Source organism: Spirosoma koreense (genome assembly GCF_054777875.1).
The window spans coordinates 1-16,019 of record NZ_BAAHAC010000022.1; the positions used below are offsets into that span (position 1 = coordinate 1).

Genomic DNA, 16,019 nt, shown 5'->3' on the forward strand with positions numbered 1-16,019 from the left:
TAGATGTCGTGGGTCTGGTTGTCGTTGGACCAGGGGGTGTTGGCCTGCCAGCTCAGGGTGATCTGTCGGTTGGCGGGGCTGGCCGACAGCCGCACCGAGCTGGCTGGATCAGTCACATCGGATCGGGTGAGCTGGCCGTTGCTGGCCGTGTAATAGAACTCCAGTCGATAGCGGTAAGCGCTGTCCTGGGTGTTGAGCCGTCGGTCAATGTAAACCGTGTCGGCCACGCCGGGCTGAATGTTGGTATTGATCGTAGCGATCGGCACGTAGTTAGTGCCGGCCAAGCCACTGGCCCGTTGCAGTCGGTACTGGTAAGGTCCGCCCAGGTCGGCGGGGTTGAGGCCGATGGGCCGGGTCCAGCGGACGGTGATGCGGCCGTTGGTGGAGCTGGTGGAGTCGACCGTAACCTGAGTCATGACCGGAGCCAGCAGCGGCAGTTCCAGACAAGCCTGGTCGGAGGAAACACTTTCCCCGCCATTGAAGCCACCGTTAATATCCGGGTAAACGGCAACCATCACGTACGAATAGCTCACTCCCCGCCGTAAGCTGCTGGTATCGGTATAAGTCGTGGCTGTGATGGGTACCTGAGCAATTTTGGTATAGCCTGCCGGTGCACCCGTGACACACTTATCAATTGTAAAAGGCTGGCAACCTTCTTTCCGATAGATGTCTAACCGGGTGGTATTACTACCCAAGGTTGGTCCGCAGGTATAGGGTGTCCAGGTCAGCTGAATAGCCCGACCGTTGGCGGTTACGGTTGGACGTGCGGTCAATCCTTTAACCGACGGTCCAACCAGGCGGATGCGGAATGTCTGGAAGGAGACAAGCGAAGGGGTTGGTTTGGGCGGTACATCGGTGACCTTGAAGGTGACATCATAGGGGGCCTCCCGCAACTGATTGCAGTTGGTCTGCCACCGGAACGTCGCCGTCGCCGGCTGGGCCTGGGTCACCCCACCGTTCACCAGCTGCGCATACGCCGGCTGGATCAACTCCCCCGGTGCCAGGGCCGTGCCGTCGGGCCCCACGTTGAACACACCCCCGTAGCCACTGATGATCACCCGGTTGCCATCGGGGTCGGTGGCCGTCACAGGCTGGTTGATCAGGGTGCCCGCTTCCACGCACAGGTCAGGAATGGGGTTGATCAGCGGCCGCTTGTTGGGACTGTCAGTGACGATGATCTGCATGTCTCGGGTGATCTCGCCGATGAGTACGCCATTACGCCACTCTTCAACGATGAAAGCGAAGTTGTACTGGCCTTCCTGACCGGGGGCATCCCAGCAGAGCTCACCAGTGATGGGGTTGATCGAGAAGGAGGGTGCGCCCCCCGCTTCGCTGGCGGTGCTGAAGCGAGTCGGGTCCTGATAGGCTGGAATCGCCCGCCCGGTACAGCCTGCATCCGTCAGGCTGGTAGCGGGCACGCTAAGGCGGAAAGCCAGGCTGTCGCCGTCGGCGTCGAAGGCGGCCGGGTTGTGGCAGAACTTCTGGCCCACGCGCCCCGAGTCCAGGGGTGGGTTGAGCATCACTGGGGTGGAGTTCAGCCCCAGGTTGGGACTAATCAGGATCGTTGACGAGACGAAGAACCGAATCTGATCGGAATTAGCGGCTGGTGGCAGGTTCTGCGTATCCTTATTCCGGTTCGGAACGGTTATTCCGATCGTGTAGGTAGCCGGTCCGGGATAGGTATGAGTAATCTTGTAAATATTGATGGAAGAAGTTCGGCCATTAATGTACGTACGAGGCTCCTGGCGTTTCACCACGGCGGTCGTCCCATCGCCGAAACACATGGTGTATTCGGTTGCCTGGTCGGCGGCCTGTTTACCTTTTACTTCGTCGAAGTAAGCCGTAAAGGTTATTTCATAGGTAAGTGATGTCTGGGAGATTCGTTTGGTGGTGATTTCCCCGGCCCGTACGTGGGTAGCCTGGCTCAGCTGAGGCCACAGCACGGCCCCTAAAAAAAGGCACCATAGCCCAATTATGTAAACCAACCGCATAGAAATTTCGTCTTTACATTTACAACGATTTCCGGGGGAAAAAGTGTATTCAGAAAGTAGATAGTCTGTTCGTAGATAGTCGTTGGCGACTAATGCAAAGTAATTACATTAAATCCGCAACTAACAACTATTTACGAACAGACTACCTACTTTTAGTTAGTATAAGACCCAGGTATCTTTGCCGCCCCCGCCCTGCGAGGAATTGACCACGAGCGAACCCTTCCGTAGGGCCACACGCGTCAAACCACCGGGAATGACATTCACCCCATCCCCATAGAGGATATACGGCCGCAGATCGACGTGACGTCCTTCCGCATGATCGCCCACAAGGCAGGGTACCCGGGAAAGCGAAATCGTTGGCTGCGCAATGTAATTCCGGGGGTTTTCCAGAATTTTCCGGCGGAATAGTTCGTGGTCTTCCGCCGTAGCTTTCGGGCCGATCAGCATGCCGTAGCCCCCCGCTTCGTTGGCTTCTTTCACGACAAGTTGCTCGATATTTTCCAGTACGTACCGACAATCTTCTTCCTCGCGGCAGATATACGTCCGCACGTTGGGGATAATGGCTTCTTCGTTGAGGTAATATTGAATGATGCGCGGAACGTAGGCGTAAATGACTTTATCATCGGCGACGCCGGTACCGGGTGCGTTGGCCAGTGCCACACGGCCTTTTTTGTATACGTCGAAAATGCCCGGTACACCGATCAGCGAGTCCGGATTAAAAGCCTGCGGGTCGAGGAAGGTGTCGTCGATACGCCGGTAAATTACATCCACGATCTGAAACCCTTTGGTGGTGCGCATCTTGACGTACCCCCCTGAAACAACCAGGTCGCGCGCTTCGACCAGCTCGACGCCCATTTGCTGCGCCAGGTACGAATGCTCGAAATACGCGGAGTTGTAAATGCCCGGTGTCAATACAACGACCGTTGGGTTAGGGCGGTCGGCAATAAACTGGAGCATCTGAAGCAGCCTCGTCGGATAGTCCGACACGGGCCGAACGCCTGTTTGCGCCAGCACTTCCGGAAATGTCTGCTTGATCAGTTCGCGGTTTTCGAGCATGTACGATACGCCCGAAGGACAGCGGAGGTTGTCTTCCAGCACCATAAACTGCCCATCTTCGCCCCGAATCAGGTCGGTTCCGGTAATGTGGCACCAGATGCCTTTCGGCGGACGAACCCCCAGGCAGGGCGTCAGAAACGATTTACTGGATTCGATCAGGTCCCGTGGTACGACTCCGTCGTTCAGAATGTTCTGTTCGTTGTAAACATCGTCGAGGAACATATTCAGGGCTCTGATCCGCTGAATCAGGCCCAGTTCAAGCCGGTTCCATTCCGCCGATTCGATCACCCGCGGAATGATGTCGATGGGCATAATGCGCTCAGTGCCTTCACCTTCCGAATAAACGTTGAAGGTGATTCCCATGCTCATCAGCGCTCGTTCGACAGCATGTTGCCGCCCTACAAGTTCCTCGCGGGTAAGCTGCTCGACCCGTTGCCGGAATGGCGAGTAACCCGCTCTGACCTGGGTTCCATCGGCGAACATCTCATCGAAAAAATTGTCAGTTTGATAACCCTCAAATGAGAAATTAACTGGAGGCTGACCCTGTGACTGAGTCATTCCGTTGAGCGTTTGAGACTGAAATTTTCTGGAACTCTGTTTTTTCATGCAACAATGTATTTACACTAAAGAAGATAACCAAATATAATATTGATCAGGAAGTTATTGCACAAATAAAGCACTGTAAAATTATATTATATACGGCTGCGGTTGACTGATTGATCGAAGTCACCAAATGTAGTATAAAAATACCATGTGGCACAGGCGTACGTGAACATTGGCCGTGGCGCGGCAGTCATTCATTTTAATGTGACGTAGCACTGACAGGGCTCTATTCGTCGGTTTGGCCGTTTTCATTTCTTTTTTCGGCGGGTTGCAACGGTATTTATACTCATCACGTACGGTGGATTAGACTGGCGGAACGCGGCTGGTCGGTACTTATTTTCTTGTTTTATATTTTTAACAAACCACTGATGCGCTTTATGAAACCATTGCTTGTGTTCAGTTGCATGGCCGCCTTGTTGGTAGGCCTGAATGCCTGTAACAAAAATGCGGTCGATCCAGCATCGACCGATGGGTCGGCCCGGAACAGCTCGGTGACGAGCCAGACAGCCACTGGACCGAAAAGCCTGACGACGGTAGATGTATCGAGTCTGCCAGCTACCGTAACCACCTACATCAGCACGAACTATGCCGGTGCTACGATCAAGGAAGCGAAGAAAGATATGGCGGGGAATTTTGTTGTCGTCATTAGCCTGAACCACGCCGTTAAACTGCTGCTGTTTAAAGTCGACGGAACCTTCCTCAAAGAAGCTGATGGAAGACCCAAACATGGCCCCGGCGATTCGACCCACCATGCCCCTGGCGACACGGCTCACCATCACCGACCCATGCCCGGCGATACGGCTCACCATCCCCGACCTGCGCCCGGCGATACGACGCATCGGCCAAAACCTGGTCAGGGTGGCCCCGGCCTGGGACTGACTGATGTAGCGGTGTCGAGTCTGCCCGCTACCATCACGTCATACATCAGCACCAATTACGCTGGCGCTACAATCGAGCGGGCTGGTCAGGAGAAGAAAACCAGCGACTACGTCGTCGTGATCAAGACCTCGGATAGTAAGCATGTCCTGCTGCTGTTCGGTTCAGACGGTACATTTAAGAAGGCACTAACGGGCAAATAAGGCTTCTGCCGTATTGATTCAACGAAAAGACCCGACATCCGTCGGGTCTTTTCGTTACCATAAATAATGAACTGGGTTTTTGATCCGCTCGTCATAGATGCGCCTGACGGTAGCCAGCTGGTCAGGCGAAGGGGCGGGCCGATCCAGCGCCTGTAAGTTCGAGGCAAGGTGAGCCGGTTTCGATGCGCCGGGAATGATGCAACTGACAGCGTCGAATGTCAGAATCCAGCGTAAAGCATCGGGGGCCAGGTTGGTATCACCCGGATAAACGGCTTTTAACTCATCGACGGCCGCTAAACCCGTTGCATAATCGACGCCCGAGAAGGTTTCACCTTTATCGAAGGCTGCGCCCTCCCGATTAAAGTTCCGGTGATCATTAGCCGAAAAAGATGTATCTGCGGTATACGTACCGGTCAGCAAGCCACTGGCCAGCGGTACCCGGACAATGACCCCAATGTTGCGCCGACGGGCTTCCGCGAAAAACAACTCGGCCGGGCGTTGCCGGAACATGTTGAAAATGATCTGTACGGTAGTCACGTTCGGAAATTCGATGGCTTTCAGCCCTTCTTCCACTTTCTCGACACTGACGCCCAAATGCTGAATCTTTCCTTCGTCTTTCAGCCGGTCGAAGAGCTCAAATATTTCCGGACGATAATACACGTCTGTCGGCGGGCAGTGCAACTGAATCAGATCGAGGGTTTCGAGCCCCATATTCTGTAAGCTATCTTCCACGAACCGGCGCAGCACGTCGGGCTGATAGGCTTCGTTAGTATGCGGGCTGAGCCGTCGGCCGCACTTGGTGGCCACATAAATCCGTTCCGAGCGCGAGCGGACCAGTCGCCCAACGGCTTTTTCGCTCGCGCCATCACCGTACACATCAGCGGTATCGATGAAGTTAATACCGGCGTCTACGGCTTCGTTCAGAATACGGTCGGCATTGTCGTGGCTGAACGGCTCGCCCCACTTGCCGCCCACCTGCCAGGTGCCTAAGCTGATTTCTGAGATGGTAAAGCCGGTTTTACCCAATTGTCGGTAGTTCATTTGTGTTGATTAGTAGCGTTTTTGAAAAGTTTTTCCAGGTACTCCGGATCACAAGGGTATGTTGAAGCGCGCTCCCAATTCCTCCAGGCTTTTGATGACCGGTTCAACCACCGGAATGCCATTGGCGAGCCGGTCGGCTTCCATCATGCGCTCCGGATCGCCCGGAATCAGCACCTGCTTCCCGTCGACGGCTTTTGCCTGCCGGAACCGCTGAATCCAGGTGTCCATATGGGTTTTGAACTCCTCGGCGGGCCGGAAGGCATCGATGCGCATCGCCCCGAAGAAGTGCCCCGTGCCGATCCCCACGCCTTCGTTGGCCTGCATAAAACCGGCCGTTGCAAACGGCGGAACCCAGGGCCCATAATTAGCGCCGGACAAAACCCCCGAAAAGATATCGACAACGGCACCCAGCCCGTAGCCTTTGTGCGAACCGTGCTCGCGGTCGGTACCAAGCGGAAGCAGAGCACCCCCGTTGCGGATGGCGTTGGCATCGGTGGTGGGTTGTCCATCGGCATCCTGCGCCCAGCCAACCGGAATGTCCTGGCCTTTTCGTTGCAAAATTTCAAGTTTTCCGTAGGCAACGGCGGTTGAGGCAAAATCGGCCAGAAACGTTGGCTCCGTAGCGGCCGGAATGGCCACGGCAATGGGGTTGGTTCCGAGTAGTTTGTCGAGCGAAAAAGTGGGGGCCACGAGCGGAGCTGCATGCGTCATGGCCTGCCCAATCATGTCCTGTTCGGCCGCCAGCAGCGCATGGTATCCTGCAATGCCGAAGTGATTGGAATTGCGCACCGCTACCCAGCCCGTACCGGCCAGCCGGGCTTTCTCGATGGCTACCTGCATCGCCCAGGGCCCGACGACCAGCCCCAAACCCCGGTCGCCATCGATGACGGCCGTCGATGGGGTTTCGTGAACAACCCGGATGTGCGGCTGTGGATTGAGTCGGCCTACGTCGTACAAACGAACATAACCCGGCAGCCGGGCTACCCCGTGCGAATCGATGCCCCGCAGGTCGGCGCTGACGAGCACATCGGCGGCTAAACGAGCATCGGTGTCAGAGCAGCCGATGGCAATAAATAGTTGTTCGGTGAAGGTCCGGAGTCGGTTGGCAGTAATCATAAGGGCAAAGGTAGCCAGGGCGCTCGGAAATAAGTACCAACCAGACCGCTGCGTTTGGGGTCCTGTTCTGGTGAAAAGCGCCTGGCCGTTGGCTTTGTACTTAACCACAATTTTTTGACGCGTCATCCAAAACCGTGGTCAGGCACGAAGCCAACGGTTTATTCTGTTAAAAGTTCGATAAAAGTTGATGTTGGCCGATACGTGTTCGAACAAAGACCACCGTTTCGGATTTATAGCAACAATTAACCCACCACCCGTATGTTTCTATTTCGTCTGTTGTTGCCCTGCGTATTATTGACTTCCATTGCCTGTGCGCAACCGCAGGATACCCTCACCACCGAACAACTGCTACAGCGCAAAGGCACCGCTTATGCTGCCCTGTTACGACCGTCCCGTTATCTGGCCCTCGACGTAAACCACGCACTGGGGGGCTTCCGACGCTATCGATTTTTTGTCGGGGATGAGATGCATTTCAAAGCCCGCGGGGAAAAATATCGTGAAGAGTTATACGACGTGACCGACAGTACGTTTAGCGTACTGATGGCTAACGAAGTGATGAATCGTGACGAACCCGTTACCTTTCGGCTCGACGAAATCCAGAAAGTTTACCTGCACCGACGTATTCCGTTCATAACGGCCGCCGGTACTTTGTTTCCCATTGCCGGTGGGGTTTATCTACTGGCCGATGTCGTAAACAACAAAGGATTTTACAGCAACACATTACCCGTGGTAGGAACCCTCATCGGCAGCGGGGCTTTATTCCACGTGCTAAGTAATCCACACATACGGATCAATGGCAATCACCGGCTAAAAGTATTACGGACCTATTGAGGCCAACCTAACTGACCTGAACAAATGCGTTTGTTACCTGGTTTTCTCACCCCACCGAAAAAGGGTATTCGATGAACGTGCGCCATGGCCACTGGGTGGCCACCGCGTAGCATGTTTGATTGCGTAAAAATGGATTTACATTTGTCTTATGTCGAATTCTATCGCCGATCTGCAAGCCAGCTGGTATCAACAGCACAAGACGTATACAGATGTCTATCAGGCTGGCAGGCAGTCCTTTATTTCTACTCTGCTTCCGCAGACGGCCGTCAATCTCACGGTGTATCAAACCCTGGAAATACTGCATAAGCGGCTCGGAAACGAGACACTTCGGCGAGCCCTGAATCCAGCCGATACCGTCGAGAGTCCGGCCCGAATTTACCCGGATGGTTCATGGCTGAAGCGGAGTAAAATGGTTGGGGTAAATGTCCGGACCATCGGTTCTTTCTGGAATGTGGTCAATTACGCGCTCACTTTACCGGCGCTGCACGACAGCATCCACATCCTGCCTATCTGGGAGCCGGGTGTGGTCGGTAGTCTGTACGGAATGGTCAGCTGGCAGATCAATCCCGAATTTTTCGACGTTGACCTGGCCCGCTACGTGCCTGACCTCAATTCGGTTGAAAAACAGCTGAAGGTTGTTATCAACCTGCTCCACGCTATGGGCCGCACGGTTGGCATGGATGTAATTCCGCATACGGATCGTTTTTCGGAAATGGTATTAGCCTGCCCCAGTTTGTTCGAATGGGTGCAGCGTGATGAAAAAACAGGAAATCCGACGAAGCTGGCTCACCACTCGAGCTTTGTATACCGGTATGTGGAAGAGGCTATCTGGCAGTTTTTAAAATTCCGCGGTGCGGCCGACGGCACGCCGTTGACCTTCGCTAAAGATGTGTTCTTCTCGACCGAACTGTCGATTCTGACCGATGATCAGCGGTTGCGGATTTTGTTCGGCTACCCGCACGACTATGGTGGACGGCTCAACCGGCGGATCGCGCTCATTCGGCATCTGACTGCTCAGGGGTTCGAAACCCTGCCTATGACCATGGGTCCGCCCTACCGGGGGTTGCATATCGACCCGACCGATTATACGATCGACGATTTTGGGCAGATCTGGTATCAGTATGCATTCGACCAGCCCGAGCAGATGTCGCGGGTATTTGGACCGTTGGCCCGGTATCGGTTTTACGAATCGAAGCTGAACAATAAGAACTGGGAACTGGACTTTAACCGACCCAATCGACCCGCCTGGGAGTACATCTGCCATAAGGTCGGCGAGAGCCAGCGGACGTATAATTTCGATTTTATGCGGGGCGATATGGCTCACGTACAGATGCGTCCGCAGGGCGTGCCGAGTCAGATCGATGCGTTTTATGATCCCCTTCGGGCGATAAAAAAATACGTACAGACTAACGGAGTACCCCATTATGGGTTTTTCGCCGAAACGTTTCTGGCCCCACCCGATACCATGGGCTATGGCAATGAACCCGATCACCTGGAAGCCATAGAAGCCGATTCGACCCTGGGTGATTTACAGTCGCTGGTGGTTGGGTCGGACGAATTCAGGCGTCAGTTCTCGGCGTATTACACTTATCTTAAAACCCGTCGGTTTGCGCCCAATTTCACTGTGATGACGGCCGATAAGGATGATCCACGCTTCGACGAATTCTACCGCACGGGCAATCTGTTCCGCTACTTTACCGCGCTGTTTCTGACGGATATGCCCAGTTATGTTGGACTCGGGTTCGAAGTCCGTAATCTTCATGAAGCGCGCGGGCAGAATGAAGAATATACCAAGCTGTATGTGTTCCGGATCGAAGATGACCGTCAGCCCGACAAGGTAACGCACGGGCCGTTTGTCTGGGGCCAGAACGCGGTGCAGTTTGCCGCTATTAACCGGATGCGATCCTTTGCCGATGACATCTGGCCGGACATTGCCGGGAAGCCAACTGAGTGGCTAGCCGGCCCGGATGCCGCTAAGGACTACCTGGTTTGGACACACGTTGAGCCGACAGGTTATGTGTTTGCGGCTTCGATGAATGGCGCTTTACCCAAAACGTTGCCGGAAGTAAAAGCCGGAGAGGTAGTTTTTGAGGAGGAAGGCTGCCGGGTATATAAACAGCAATGACTGGCTTGCGGACTCTTCTGACAAAGATCAATCGCTAATTTATTTCGAAACGGCTCTGACATTGCGGAAAAGCCTGACTATCAGTGTGGAAATTGCTGCGATATTTTGTCTTTCCACAAAAAACAAAGAACTTACATCTGTAATTATGGCAGACCGATGCGTGCTGCTATCCTATCTAAAATAATTTTCCAAACCATTTAAATCGTTATTTTATGGCAACGAATCCTCTTTATAAAGGACAGCAGGCCGTTGAGGTCAAGCTTCCATCAGAAGAATCAATCGGCGAACACCCCTCCGAAGCGGACCAGCTGATAGACATCAATGAGCAGCCCAGCTCCGCTGGAGAAAGCAACGAGGGGCGGGCAACTGAGTAACTGACCGTTCAGCGAATGACAAATACCGCCCGGCGTCGGGCGGTATTTGTGTTTGTCGTCAGTATAGTTTCGGGCTTTGTGCGAGCAGAGTGCAGGTAGTCAGGCCCTAAGTTGTACCTTTGCGCTCATGAATCGCAACCTCGTCGATGGCCTTAATTTTGCTTCGAAACTGACGCCCAAACGCGTTGCCAATGCGTTGAAGGTTTTGTCGAGTTATTACGTGGCGAAGCAGACGGGCCGCCCGGCGCAGCGGGGCCTGCCGATGTCGATCTCCTTCGAACCCACCACCTCCTGCAATCTGCGCTGTCCTGAATGTCCGAGCGGGCTGCGCTCCTTTACCCGCCCGACTGGCATGCTCGGCGAAGATCTTTACAAACGCACCATCGACGAGCTGCACGAAACGCTGCTGTACCTGATCTTTTATTTTCAGGGTGAGCCGTATCTGCATCCACAGTTTCTGGATCTGGTGCGGTACGCTACCGACCGAAATATCTACACCGCTACCAGCACCAACGCGCATTACCTGACCGATGCCAACGCCCGCAAAACCGTCGAGTCGGGTCTCGATCGGCTGATTATTTCCATCGACGGGACCACGCAGGAAGTGTATCAGCAGTATCGGGTGGGAGGGAAGCTGGAAAAAGTACTGGAAGGAACCAAAAACATTCTTCGCTGGAAAAAAGAACTGAAATCGCGGACGCCCCACGTGGTGTTTCAGTTTCTGGTCGTGAAACCCAATGAGCACCAGATTGCGGAGGTCAGAAAATTGGCGCATGAATTAGGCGTCGATGAAGTGGGCCTGAAAACCGCGCAGATCTACGACTACGAAAACGGCTCCGACCTGATTCCCACGCTGGATCAGTACAGCCGCTATGCCCCCCAGACGGACGGGACTTACCGCATCAAAAATGGCTTTGGTGATCATTGCTGGAAGATGTGGCATTCCTGCGTCATTACCTGGGATGGGCTCGTCGTGCCGTGCTGCTTCGACAAAGATGCACACCACCGGCTTGGCGATTTACAGACCCAGTCGTTCGCCGATCTCTGGCACGGAACCGCTTATCAGGATTTCCGACAGACGCTGCTGCGCTCCCGTTCTGAAATAGAGATGTGCCGCAACTGCACGGAAGGCACGAAAGTGTGGGCCTGATTAAATCTGCCGCCAGCAACCGAAACGGTTACCAGCGGCAGAGGCCTGATCGTTACTCCTTTTCTTTTTCCTTGACCTTGTCCATAAACTTGATGCCCGACAGGGTCATCAGGGGCTGGATGGCCTGCGCTTTATCGTTTTTGAAGACGAAATAAACATCATGGACGCCTTCTGTCGGTTTCAGATTCATGTAGACCGGCGGGCGGGCGAATGGATTCCGGGGCGCTGCCGGTTTAGCACCAGCTGCTGCGGCACCGCCAGCCGCCTGGGCGCCCGTAGCGGTGGTTGAGGTCGGCTTCGAGCCCGATTCCATCTGTGCCATGAGTTTGGCCATATCCACTTCGGGAGCCAGCTCGACTACGGTCTCGCCAATGACGGGACCAGTCGGTGACCCAAGATGCATCTCGATGGTTCCGCCCGAACTGCCTTCCCGACGCTGGGCCGAGGCCGTGAGTTCGAGCTGTTTGATGCCCGTCAGGTCCAGTTGCCGGAAACCGATGTAGGCTTTGTTGTATGGAATTACGTTCTCGCCTTTGCCCATCCCTTTCGCTTTGATGTCAGCGCCCTGCACAAACTGAGCCGACGAAGCATCCAGATTCGGACTGCGCAGAACCAGCAACTGCTCGGACGTTTGGGCCGGTACCGGCTTGGCTCCAACGGTGGCACCCCGGTCGGTATAAGCGGCCCGGATCAGTACTGCTCCTTTGCCGTTATCGCCCTGGGGCACGTTGACCGTGTGCGTTCCTTCCAGCGGCAGGCTGCTCAGGGTCTTATCGTTGATGTGCAGGATGTACTGCACCAGCGTGCCGGCATCGGCCACGGACATTGCCGGGTGGCCGGGCATCGCTACGTCGCCCCAGACGCCCACGCCCCCCTGCCGAATTTTAGCCACGAGTCGATCGGGTGCCCCGGCGTCACCGTTGTACTTAGTCGCAATAGCTGTGAAGGCCGGACCGACGGATTTAGTATTAAGCTGGTGACAGACTTTGCAGTCGCTCTGGTTGATAATGGCCTGCGCTACCGCGTATTGGGTCGAGGCATCGACACTCCGCTGAGCTTGTATGACTTCGGCGTAATCGAACCCTTCCGACGTATAGTCGATGCTCATGGCTACCCGCGCCGGACTGATTTTCTTACTGGCTAAACTGCCATCTTCCTGATCCTCTACCTGAACTGCATAGCGAATGGGCTGATCCGGGAAAAAGAACGTCCGGTTGCTGGCCAGATCGACTTTCACGACCGGCGGAGCGTTACCTGCTATAATTTTCACCGATTGCGCGTTCGAAGCTCCGTGCGAGTCCGTAACGGTCAACGTGGCGGTATATACGCCTGCTTTATCGAACGTAACGGCTGGGTTTGCCGTCGAGAAAACCCGTGGGGTAGCGCCAGGTGCTGTTACTTTCCATTGGTAAGTCAGTTTATCGCCGTCGTTGTCCTTGCTGCCATCCGAGAGCAGCGTAAGTTGCAGTGGAACCGTCCCGCCCTGCTTGCTGGCCGCAGCCTGCACGATCGGTTTGCGGTTGCCCCCGTTGTACTCGATCCGAACCAATTTGGCGTTATCGCTCTTGCGAAACCAGTTGCTACCGTATTCAAGCACGTACAAATCACCGTCGGGGCCGAATTTCATGTCGATCGGTTCGACAGGATGATAACCCGGTAGTACCCGCTCCATCGACTTATAATTTCCCTCGGCGTCCATGCTGATGGCCATGATCCAGCCGCGTGAGAAATCGGTAGCCAGCCATTTGCCCTCGTAATAAGCTGGCCAGGGGCGTTTGGCATTTTTGAAGTCAGCCTGGCGATAAACCGGGCCACCCGTTGCCGATCGGGAGCCGGTTCCGACCAGCGGGAACTCCTCCGAAACGGCATACGGATAGTATATGAACGGAGCTGCGACGGGTGGTAATTCGGTCAGGCCCGTGTTATTCGGCGAGTTGTTGACCGGATGCGCCGGATCTTTCTTGTCCAGCGGCTTCTGACTGGCGTAGTCATAGACCGGAAAAGGCTGGTTGTTGCCAACGAACCACGGCCAGCCAAAATTCCCCGGTTTGCGTCCCTGATTTAGTTCGTCATAGCCGCGTGGGCCAATCTCCGAATCCTTCGTAGCGTCCGGGCCTACCTCTCCCCAGTACAGGTAACCGGTCTGGCTATCGATGGAAATGCGCCAGGCATTCCGGTGGCCCATCGAATAGATTTCAGGCCGGGTTTTTGCGCGGTCCGACGGGTCGGTTCCTTTCGGAAATAAATTTCCCTCCGGAATGGTGTAGGTGCCGTTGGCTTCGGGATGGATGCGCAGAATCTTACCACGCAGATCGTTGGTGTTGCCCGCATGACCCTGATCGTCCCAACTGCTGCGTCCGGGCCGTTCGTCGGTTTGGGCCGCCTGCTGGTTTCCGGTATTGTTGCCAACCGTCAGATATAAGTTTCCGGTCCGGTCCCAGGTCATGCCACCGCCGGTGTGGCAGCAGACTTCGCGTTGCGTGGGTATCTCCAGCATTACTTTTTCCGACTGAAGCTTATTATCGCGCAGTTCCCAGCGCGTCAGCATGTGCTTTTTCTCGGTGGGGTGTGCGTAGTATAGATACAGCCAGTGGTTCTGATCGAACTTGGGGTCGAGCGACAGGCCCATCAGCCCTTCTTCGGCTTCCGAAACCCGGCCTTCCGCTGATGTGTACTTCGTATTGACCGGGATGGTGGCCACCAGATCGACAGTTTTGGTCTGGGGATCGTATTTTTTCAGCGTCCCTTTCCGCTCGATAATGAAAGCAGTTCCGTCTTTCAGGACCTCGAACACCATCGGCTCGTCGAGATCTTCAGCCACCACGACGGGCGTGAAGCGGGTTTCGTCCGGCTTAGTCGGGCCATCCTGCGTAATAAAGGACGCCAGGCCAAGCAAAAGAATAGCGTTCAGACCCAGCGAAAGCGGTCTGGTTAAAGACGGATACCACATAAGAGGGGCGGGGTTATGGCCTTAGGCGATGATTTTCTTCAGGTTGTTGTAACTCGTCGTGATACTCTCTACCGGATTGGCCGCCATATCCTGCTCGACGAAAAAGTATTTTAAACCAGCCGTTTTGGCCGCGGCAAAGATTCGTTTGAAATCAACCATCCCGTTGCCAACTTCGGTGATGGTGGTCTTGTCGGACTTAATGTCTTTGATGTGCCAGAGTGGAAACCGGCCCGGCTGCTCGTTGAATAGAGCCACCGGATCTTTACCGGCTTTGGTCGCCCAGGCCAGGTCCAGCTCCATCTTGACCAGGTCTTTATCGGTCTGTGACAGGATCAGTTCATAGGGTGTTTTGCCGCCTTCCACCGGGTCGAATTCGGTGGCGTGGTTGTGGTAAGCGAACCCGATTTTGGCTTTTTTGCAGGCTTCCCCCGTTTTCTGAAACACCTCGATCGATTTTTTGATTTCATCGATCGTACTGACGGGCGTGCTGGCACAAACCAGATACGAGAGATTCGCTTCGGCAGCCTCATCGACCAACTGCTGGTAATTGTCGCGCAGGCTCAGCATGGGCGGCATCTTCGAAAAATCCATCGCTGGTCGCTGAGCGCCCCCTGCCGGTGTCTGCCCCCCTGCTGGAGGAGCACCCGCACCGGGGCTGGGGGTACCCGTCGGCGGATTTGCCGGACGCGGCCGAAACGGAGCGCCCATGGCGTGGTGTGCCCGCCAGGTCATGCCCAGACCCGTAACCAGCGATTTGAAGTCTTTTGCCGAGTAGCCGTAGTAGCCACCACGGGTGCTGAAGGCCGACTCTACCTCGTTATACCCTGCGGCCGCCACTTTCTCCAGCGTGCCTTTTGGGTCTTCGTTCATCGATCGGAAGAGTGTAAATAGCTGAAGGCCAATTGGGTAGCCCGGTGCGCTCGTGAATAAGTGCTGAGCATTACTGAAGTGGGGTAGGGCCAGCCCACTGAGGGCGATAGCACCTGCATCGCGGATAAAGCGTCTTCTTGACGTCATGTTGGTAAGGAATAAAAAAGCCGTAGACCGGAATTGGCCTACGGCGCTGAGATACTATTTCTTTTCGGCTGTCGCTTCGGCCTGCTTGGTAAACTCGCCCATGGCCTTGAGTTCGACATCTTCGCTGACGACGGCTACTGGTATCGTGCCAACGCCAAAATCAGACCGTTTCAGGCTACCGGTCATTTTGAAGCCAACTTTTTCCTGCTTTCCGCGTGGACTGTCACTCGTGATGGGACCATTCATCACCACGTCCAGCGTAATGGGCTTCGTAACCCCGTGCATGGTCAGGTCGCCGGTGAGCTTGTATTTCTTGTCGGCCGCTTTCTGAAACGACTTGCTTTTGAACGTCAGCGTCGGGTACTTGGCGGCATCGAAAAACTTTTCGCTCTTCAGGTCGCCGTCGCGCCGTTCGTTGCCGGTTTCGATGCTGTTGACGTCCGTCGAAAACTCAAACACGGCATCCGACAGGTCAGGTTTGGCGGCTGTAATTTTGGCGTCGAAGGCTTTGAAATAGCCGTCTACTTCCGACAGCATCATATGGGTAACGGTAAAGCCGACTTTGGAGTGTGCTTTGTCGACGGCCCAGGTCTGGGCGTAGCCTGTCGAAAACGTAAGTAGCGAGGCAACAAGGAATACAATTGATTTCATGGGATTAGGAAAGTTAATTGACTGAATGATTAAAC

Annotated in this window: 12 protein-coding genes; 5 read left to right on the forward strand and 7 right to left on the reverse strand. The window is 54.8% G+C overall.

Annotation, left to right across the window (positions count from 1 at the left end):
* Both ACYVC2_RS13615 and ACYVC2_RS13620 read right to left on the reverse strand, forming a co-directional pair.
* Positions 1-1,991 (reverse strand): fibronectin type III domain-containing protein (locus tag ACYVC2_RS13615; protein ID WP_461102982.1); only part of this gene is annotated, 1,991 nt, incomplete at its 3' end.
* 156 nt (positions 1,992-2,147) lie between these two features.
* Positions 2,148-3,605 (reverse strand): circularly permuted type 2 ATP-grasp protein, encoded by a 1,458-nt coding sequence (locus ACYVC2_RS13620; RefSeq protein WP_461102983.1) that lies wholly within the window; start codon positions 3,603-3,605, stop codon positions 2,148-2,150.
* Between the two features lie 422 nt (positions 3,606-4,027).
* Between ACYVC2_RS13620 and ACYVC2_RS13625 the strand changes: the two genes are divergently transcribed.
* Positions 4,028-4,729 (forward strand): PepSY-like domain-containing protein, encoded by a 702-nt coding sequence (locus ACYVC2_RS13625; RefSeq protein ID WP_461102984.1) that lies wholly within the window; start codon positions 4,028-4,030, stop codon positions 4,727-4,729.
* A gap of 54 nt (positions 4,730-4,783) precedes the next feature.
* Here ACYVC2_RS13625 and ACYVC2_RS13630 read toward each other — a convergent pair whose 3' ends face one another.
* Both ACYVC2_RS13630 and ACYVC2_RS13635 read right to left on the reverse strand, forming a co-directional pair.
* Complete coding sequence (locus tag ACYVC2_RS13630; RefSeq protein WP_461102985.1) at positions 4,784-5,770, reverse strand: aldo/keto reductase; 987 nt, start codon at positions 5,768-5,770, stop codon at positions 4,784-4,786.
* A gap of 48 nt (positions 5,771-5,818) precedes the next feature.
* Positions 5,819-6,886 carry an Ldh family oxidoreductase gene (locus ACYVC2_RS13635; RefSeq protein ID WP_461107125.1) on the reverse strand — a complete coding sequence of 356 codons (1,068 nt, stop codon included), beginning with the start codon at positions 6,884-6,886 and terminating at the stop codon, positions 5,819-5,821.
* 258 nt (positions 6,887-7,144) lie between these two features.
* Here ACYVC2_RS13635 and ACYVC2_RS13640 point away from each other — a divergent pair, with 258 nt between their 5' ends.
* The 4 genes from ACYVC2_RS13640 to ACYVC2_RS13655 all read left to right on the forward strand — a co-directional run bounded on the left by ACYVC2_RS13640 (position 7,145) and on the right by ACYVC2_RS13655 (position 11,366).
* Positions 7,145-7,717, forward strand: coding sequence for a hypothetical protein (locus ACYVC2_RS13640; protein WP_461102986.1), 573 nt, complete (start codon positions 7,145-7,147; stop codon positions 7,715-7,717).
* Positions 7,718-7,865: 148 nt separating this feature from the next.
* Positions 7,866-9,842, forward strand: a complete 1,977-nt coding sequence (locus ACYVC2_RS13645) for an alpha-amylase family protein (RefSeq protein WP_461102987.1) — start codon at positions 7,866-7,868, stop codon at positions 9,840-9,842.
* 212 nt (positions 9,843-10,054) lie between these two features.
* Positions 10,055-10,216 (forward strand): hypothetical protein, encoded by a 162-nt coding sequence (locus ACYVC2_RS13650; RefSeq protein WP_461102988.1) that lies wholly within the window; start codon positions 10,055-10,057, stop codon positions 10,214-10,216.
* A 127-nt stretch (positions 10,217-10,343) separates the two neighbouring features.
* Positions 10,344-11,366, forward strand: coding sequence for an SPASM domain-containing protein (locus ACYVC2_RS13655; RefSeq protein ID WP_461102989.1), 1,023 nt, complete (start codon positions 10,344-10,346; stop codon positions 11,364-11,366).
* Positions 11,367-11,418: 52 nt separating this feature from the next.
* On the opposite strand, the gene ACYVC2_RS13660 is transcribed toward ACYVC2_RS13655, so the two are convergent.
* From ACYVC2_RS13660 to ACYVC2_RS13670, 3 genes are read right to left on the reverse strand one after another with little or no spacing between them, the layout of a single operon-like run.
* Positions 11,419-14,316, reverse strand: a complete 2,898-nt coding sequence (locus tag ACYVC2_RS13660) for a PQQ-dependent sugar dehydrogenase (protein ID WP_461102990.1) — start codon at positions 14,314-14,316, stop codon at positions 11,419-11,421.
* A 21-nt stretch (positions 14,317-14,337) separates the two neighbouring features.
* Positions 14,338-15,333 carry a sugar phosphate isomerase/epimerase family protein gene (locus ACYVC2_RS13665; RefSeq protein WP_461102991.1) on the reverse strand — a complete coding sequence of 332 codons (996 nt, stop codon included), beginning with the start codon at positions 15,331-15,333 and terminating at the stop codon, positions 14,338-14,340.
* Between the two features lie 54 nt (positions 15,334-15,387).
* Positions 15,388-15,984 carry a YceI family protein gene (locus ACYVC2_RS13670; RefSeq protein ID WP_461102992.1) on the reverse strand — a complete coding sequence of 199 codons (597 nt, stop codon included), beginning with the start codon at positions 15,982-15,984 and terminating at the stop codon, positions 15,388-15,390.
* Positions 15,985-16,019: the final 35 nt, after the last annotated feature.

Bases quoted from the DNA above. Each gene is read 5' to 3' on its own strand.
- ACYVC2_RS13645 (WP_461102987.1), top strand. From the start codon at position 7,866: ATGTCGAATTCTATCGCCGATCTGCAAGCCAGCTGGTATCAACAGCAC.
- ACYVC2_RS13635 (WP_461107125.1), bottom strand. From the start codon at position 6,886: ATGATTACTGCCAACCGACTCCGGACCTTCACCGAACAACTATTTATT.
- ACYVC2_RS13630 (WP_461102985.1), bottom strand. From the start codon at position 5,770: ATGAACTACCGACAATTGGGTAAAACCGGCTTTACCATCTCAGAAATC.
- ACYVC2_RS13620 (WP_461102983.1), bottom strand. From the start codon at position 3,605: ATGACTCAGTCACAGGGTCAGCCTCCAGTTAATTTCTCATTTGAGGGT.
- ACYVC2_RS13650 (WP_461102988.1), top strand. From the start codon at position 10,055: ATGGCAACGAATCCTCTTTATAAAGGACAGCAGGCCGTTGAGGTCAAG.
- ACYVC2_RS13660 (WP_461102990.1), bottom strand. From the start codon at position 14,316: ATGTGGTATCCGTCTTTAACCAGACCGCTTTCGCTGGGTCTGAACGCT.
- ACYVC2_RS13655 (WP_461102989.1), top strand. From the start codon at position 10,344: ATGAATCGCAACCTCGTCGATGGCCTTAATTTTGCTTCGAAACTGACG.
- ACYVC2_RS13625 (WP_461102984.1), top strand. From the start codon at position 4,028: ATGAAACCATTGCTTGTGTTCAGTTGCATGGCCGCCTTGTTGGTAGGC.
- ACYVC2_RS13670 (WP_461102992.1), bottom strand. From the start codon at position 15,984: ATGAAATCAATTGTATTCCTTGTTGCCTCGCTACTTACGTTTTCGACA.
- ACYVC2_RS13640 (WP_461102986.1), top strand. From the start codon at position 7,145: ATGTTTCTATTTCGTCTGTTGTTGCCCTGCGTATTATTGACTTCCATT.
- ACYVC2_RS13665 (WP_461102991.1), bottom strand. From the start codon at position 15,333: ATGACGTCAAGAAGACGCTTTATCCGCGATGCAGGTGCTATCGCCCTC.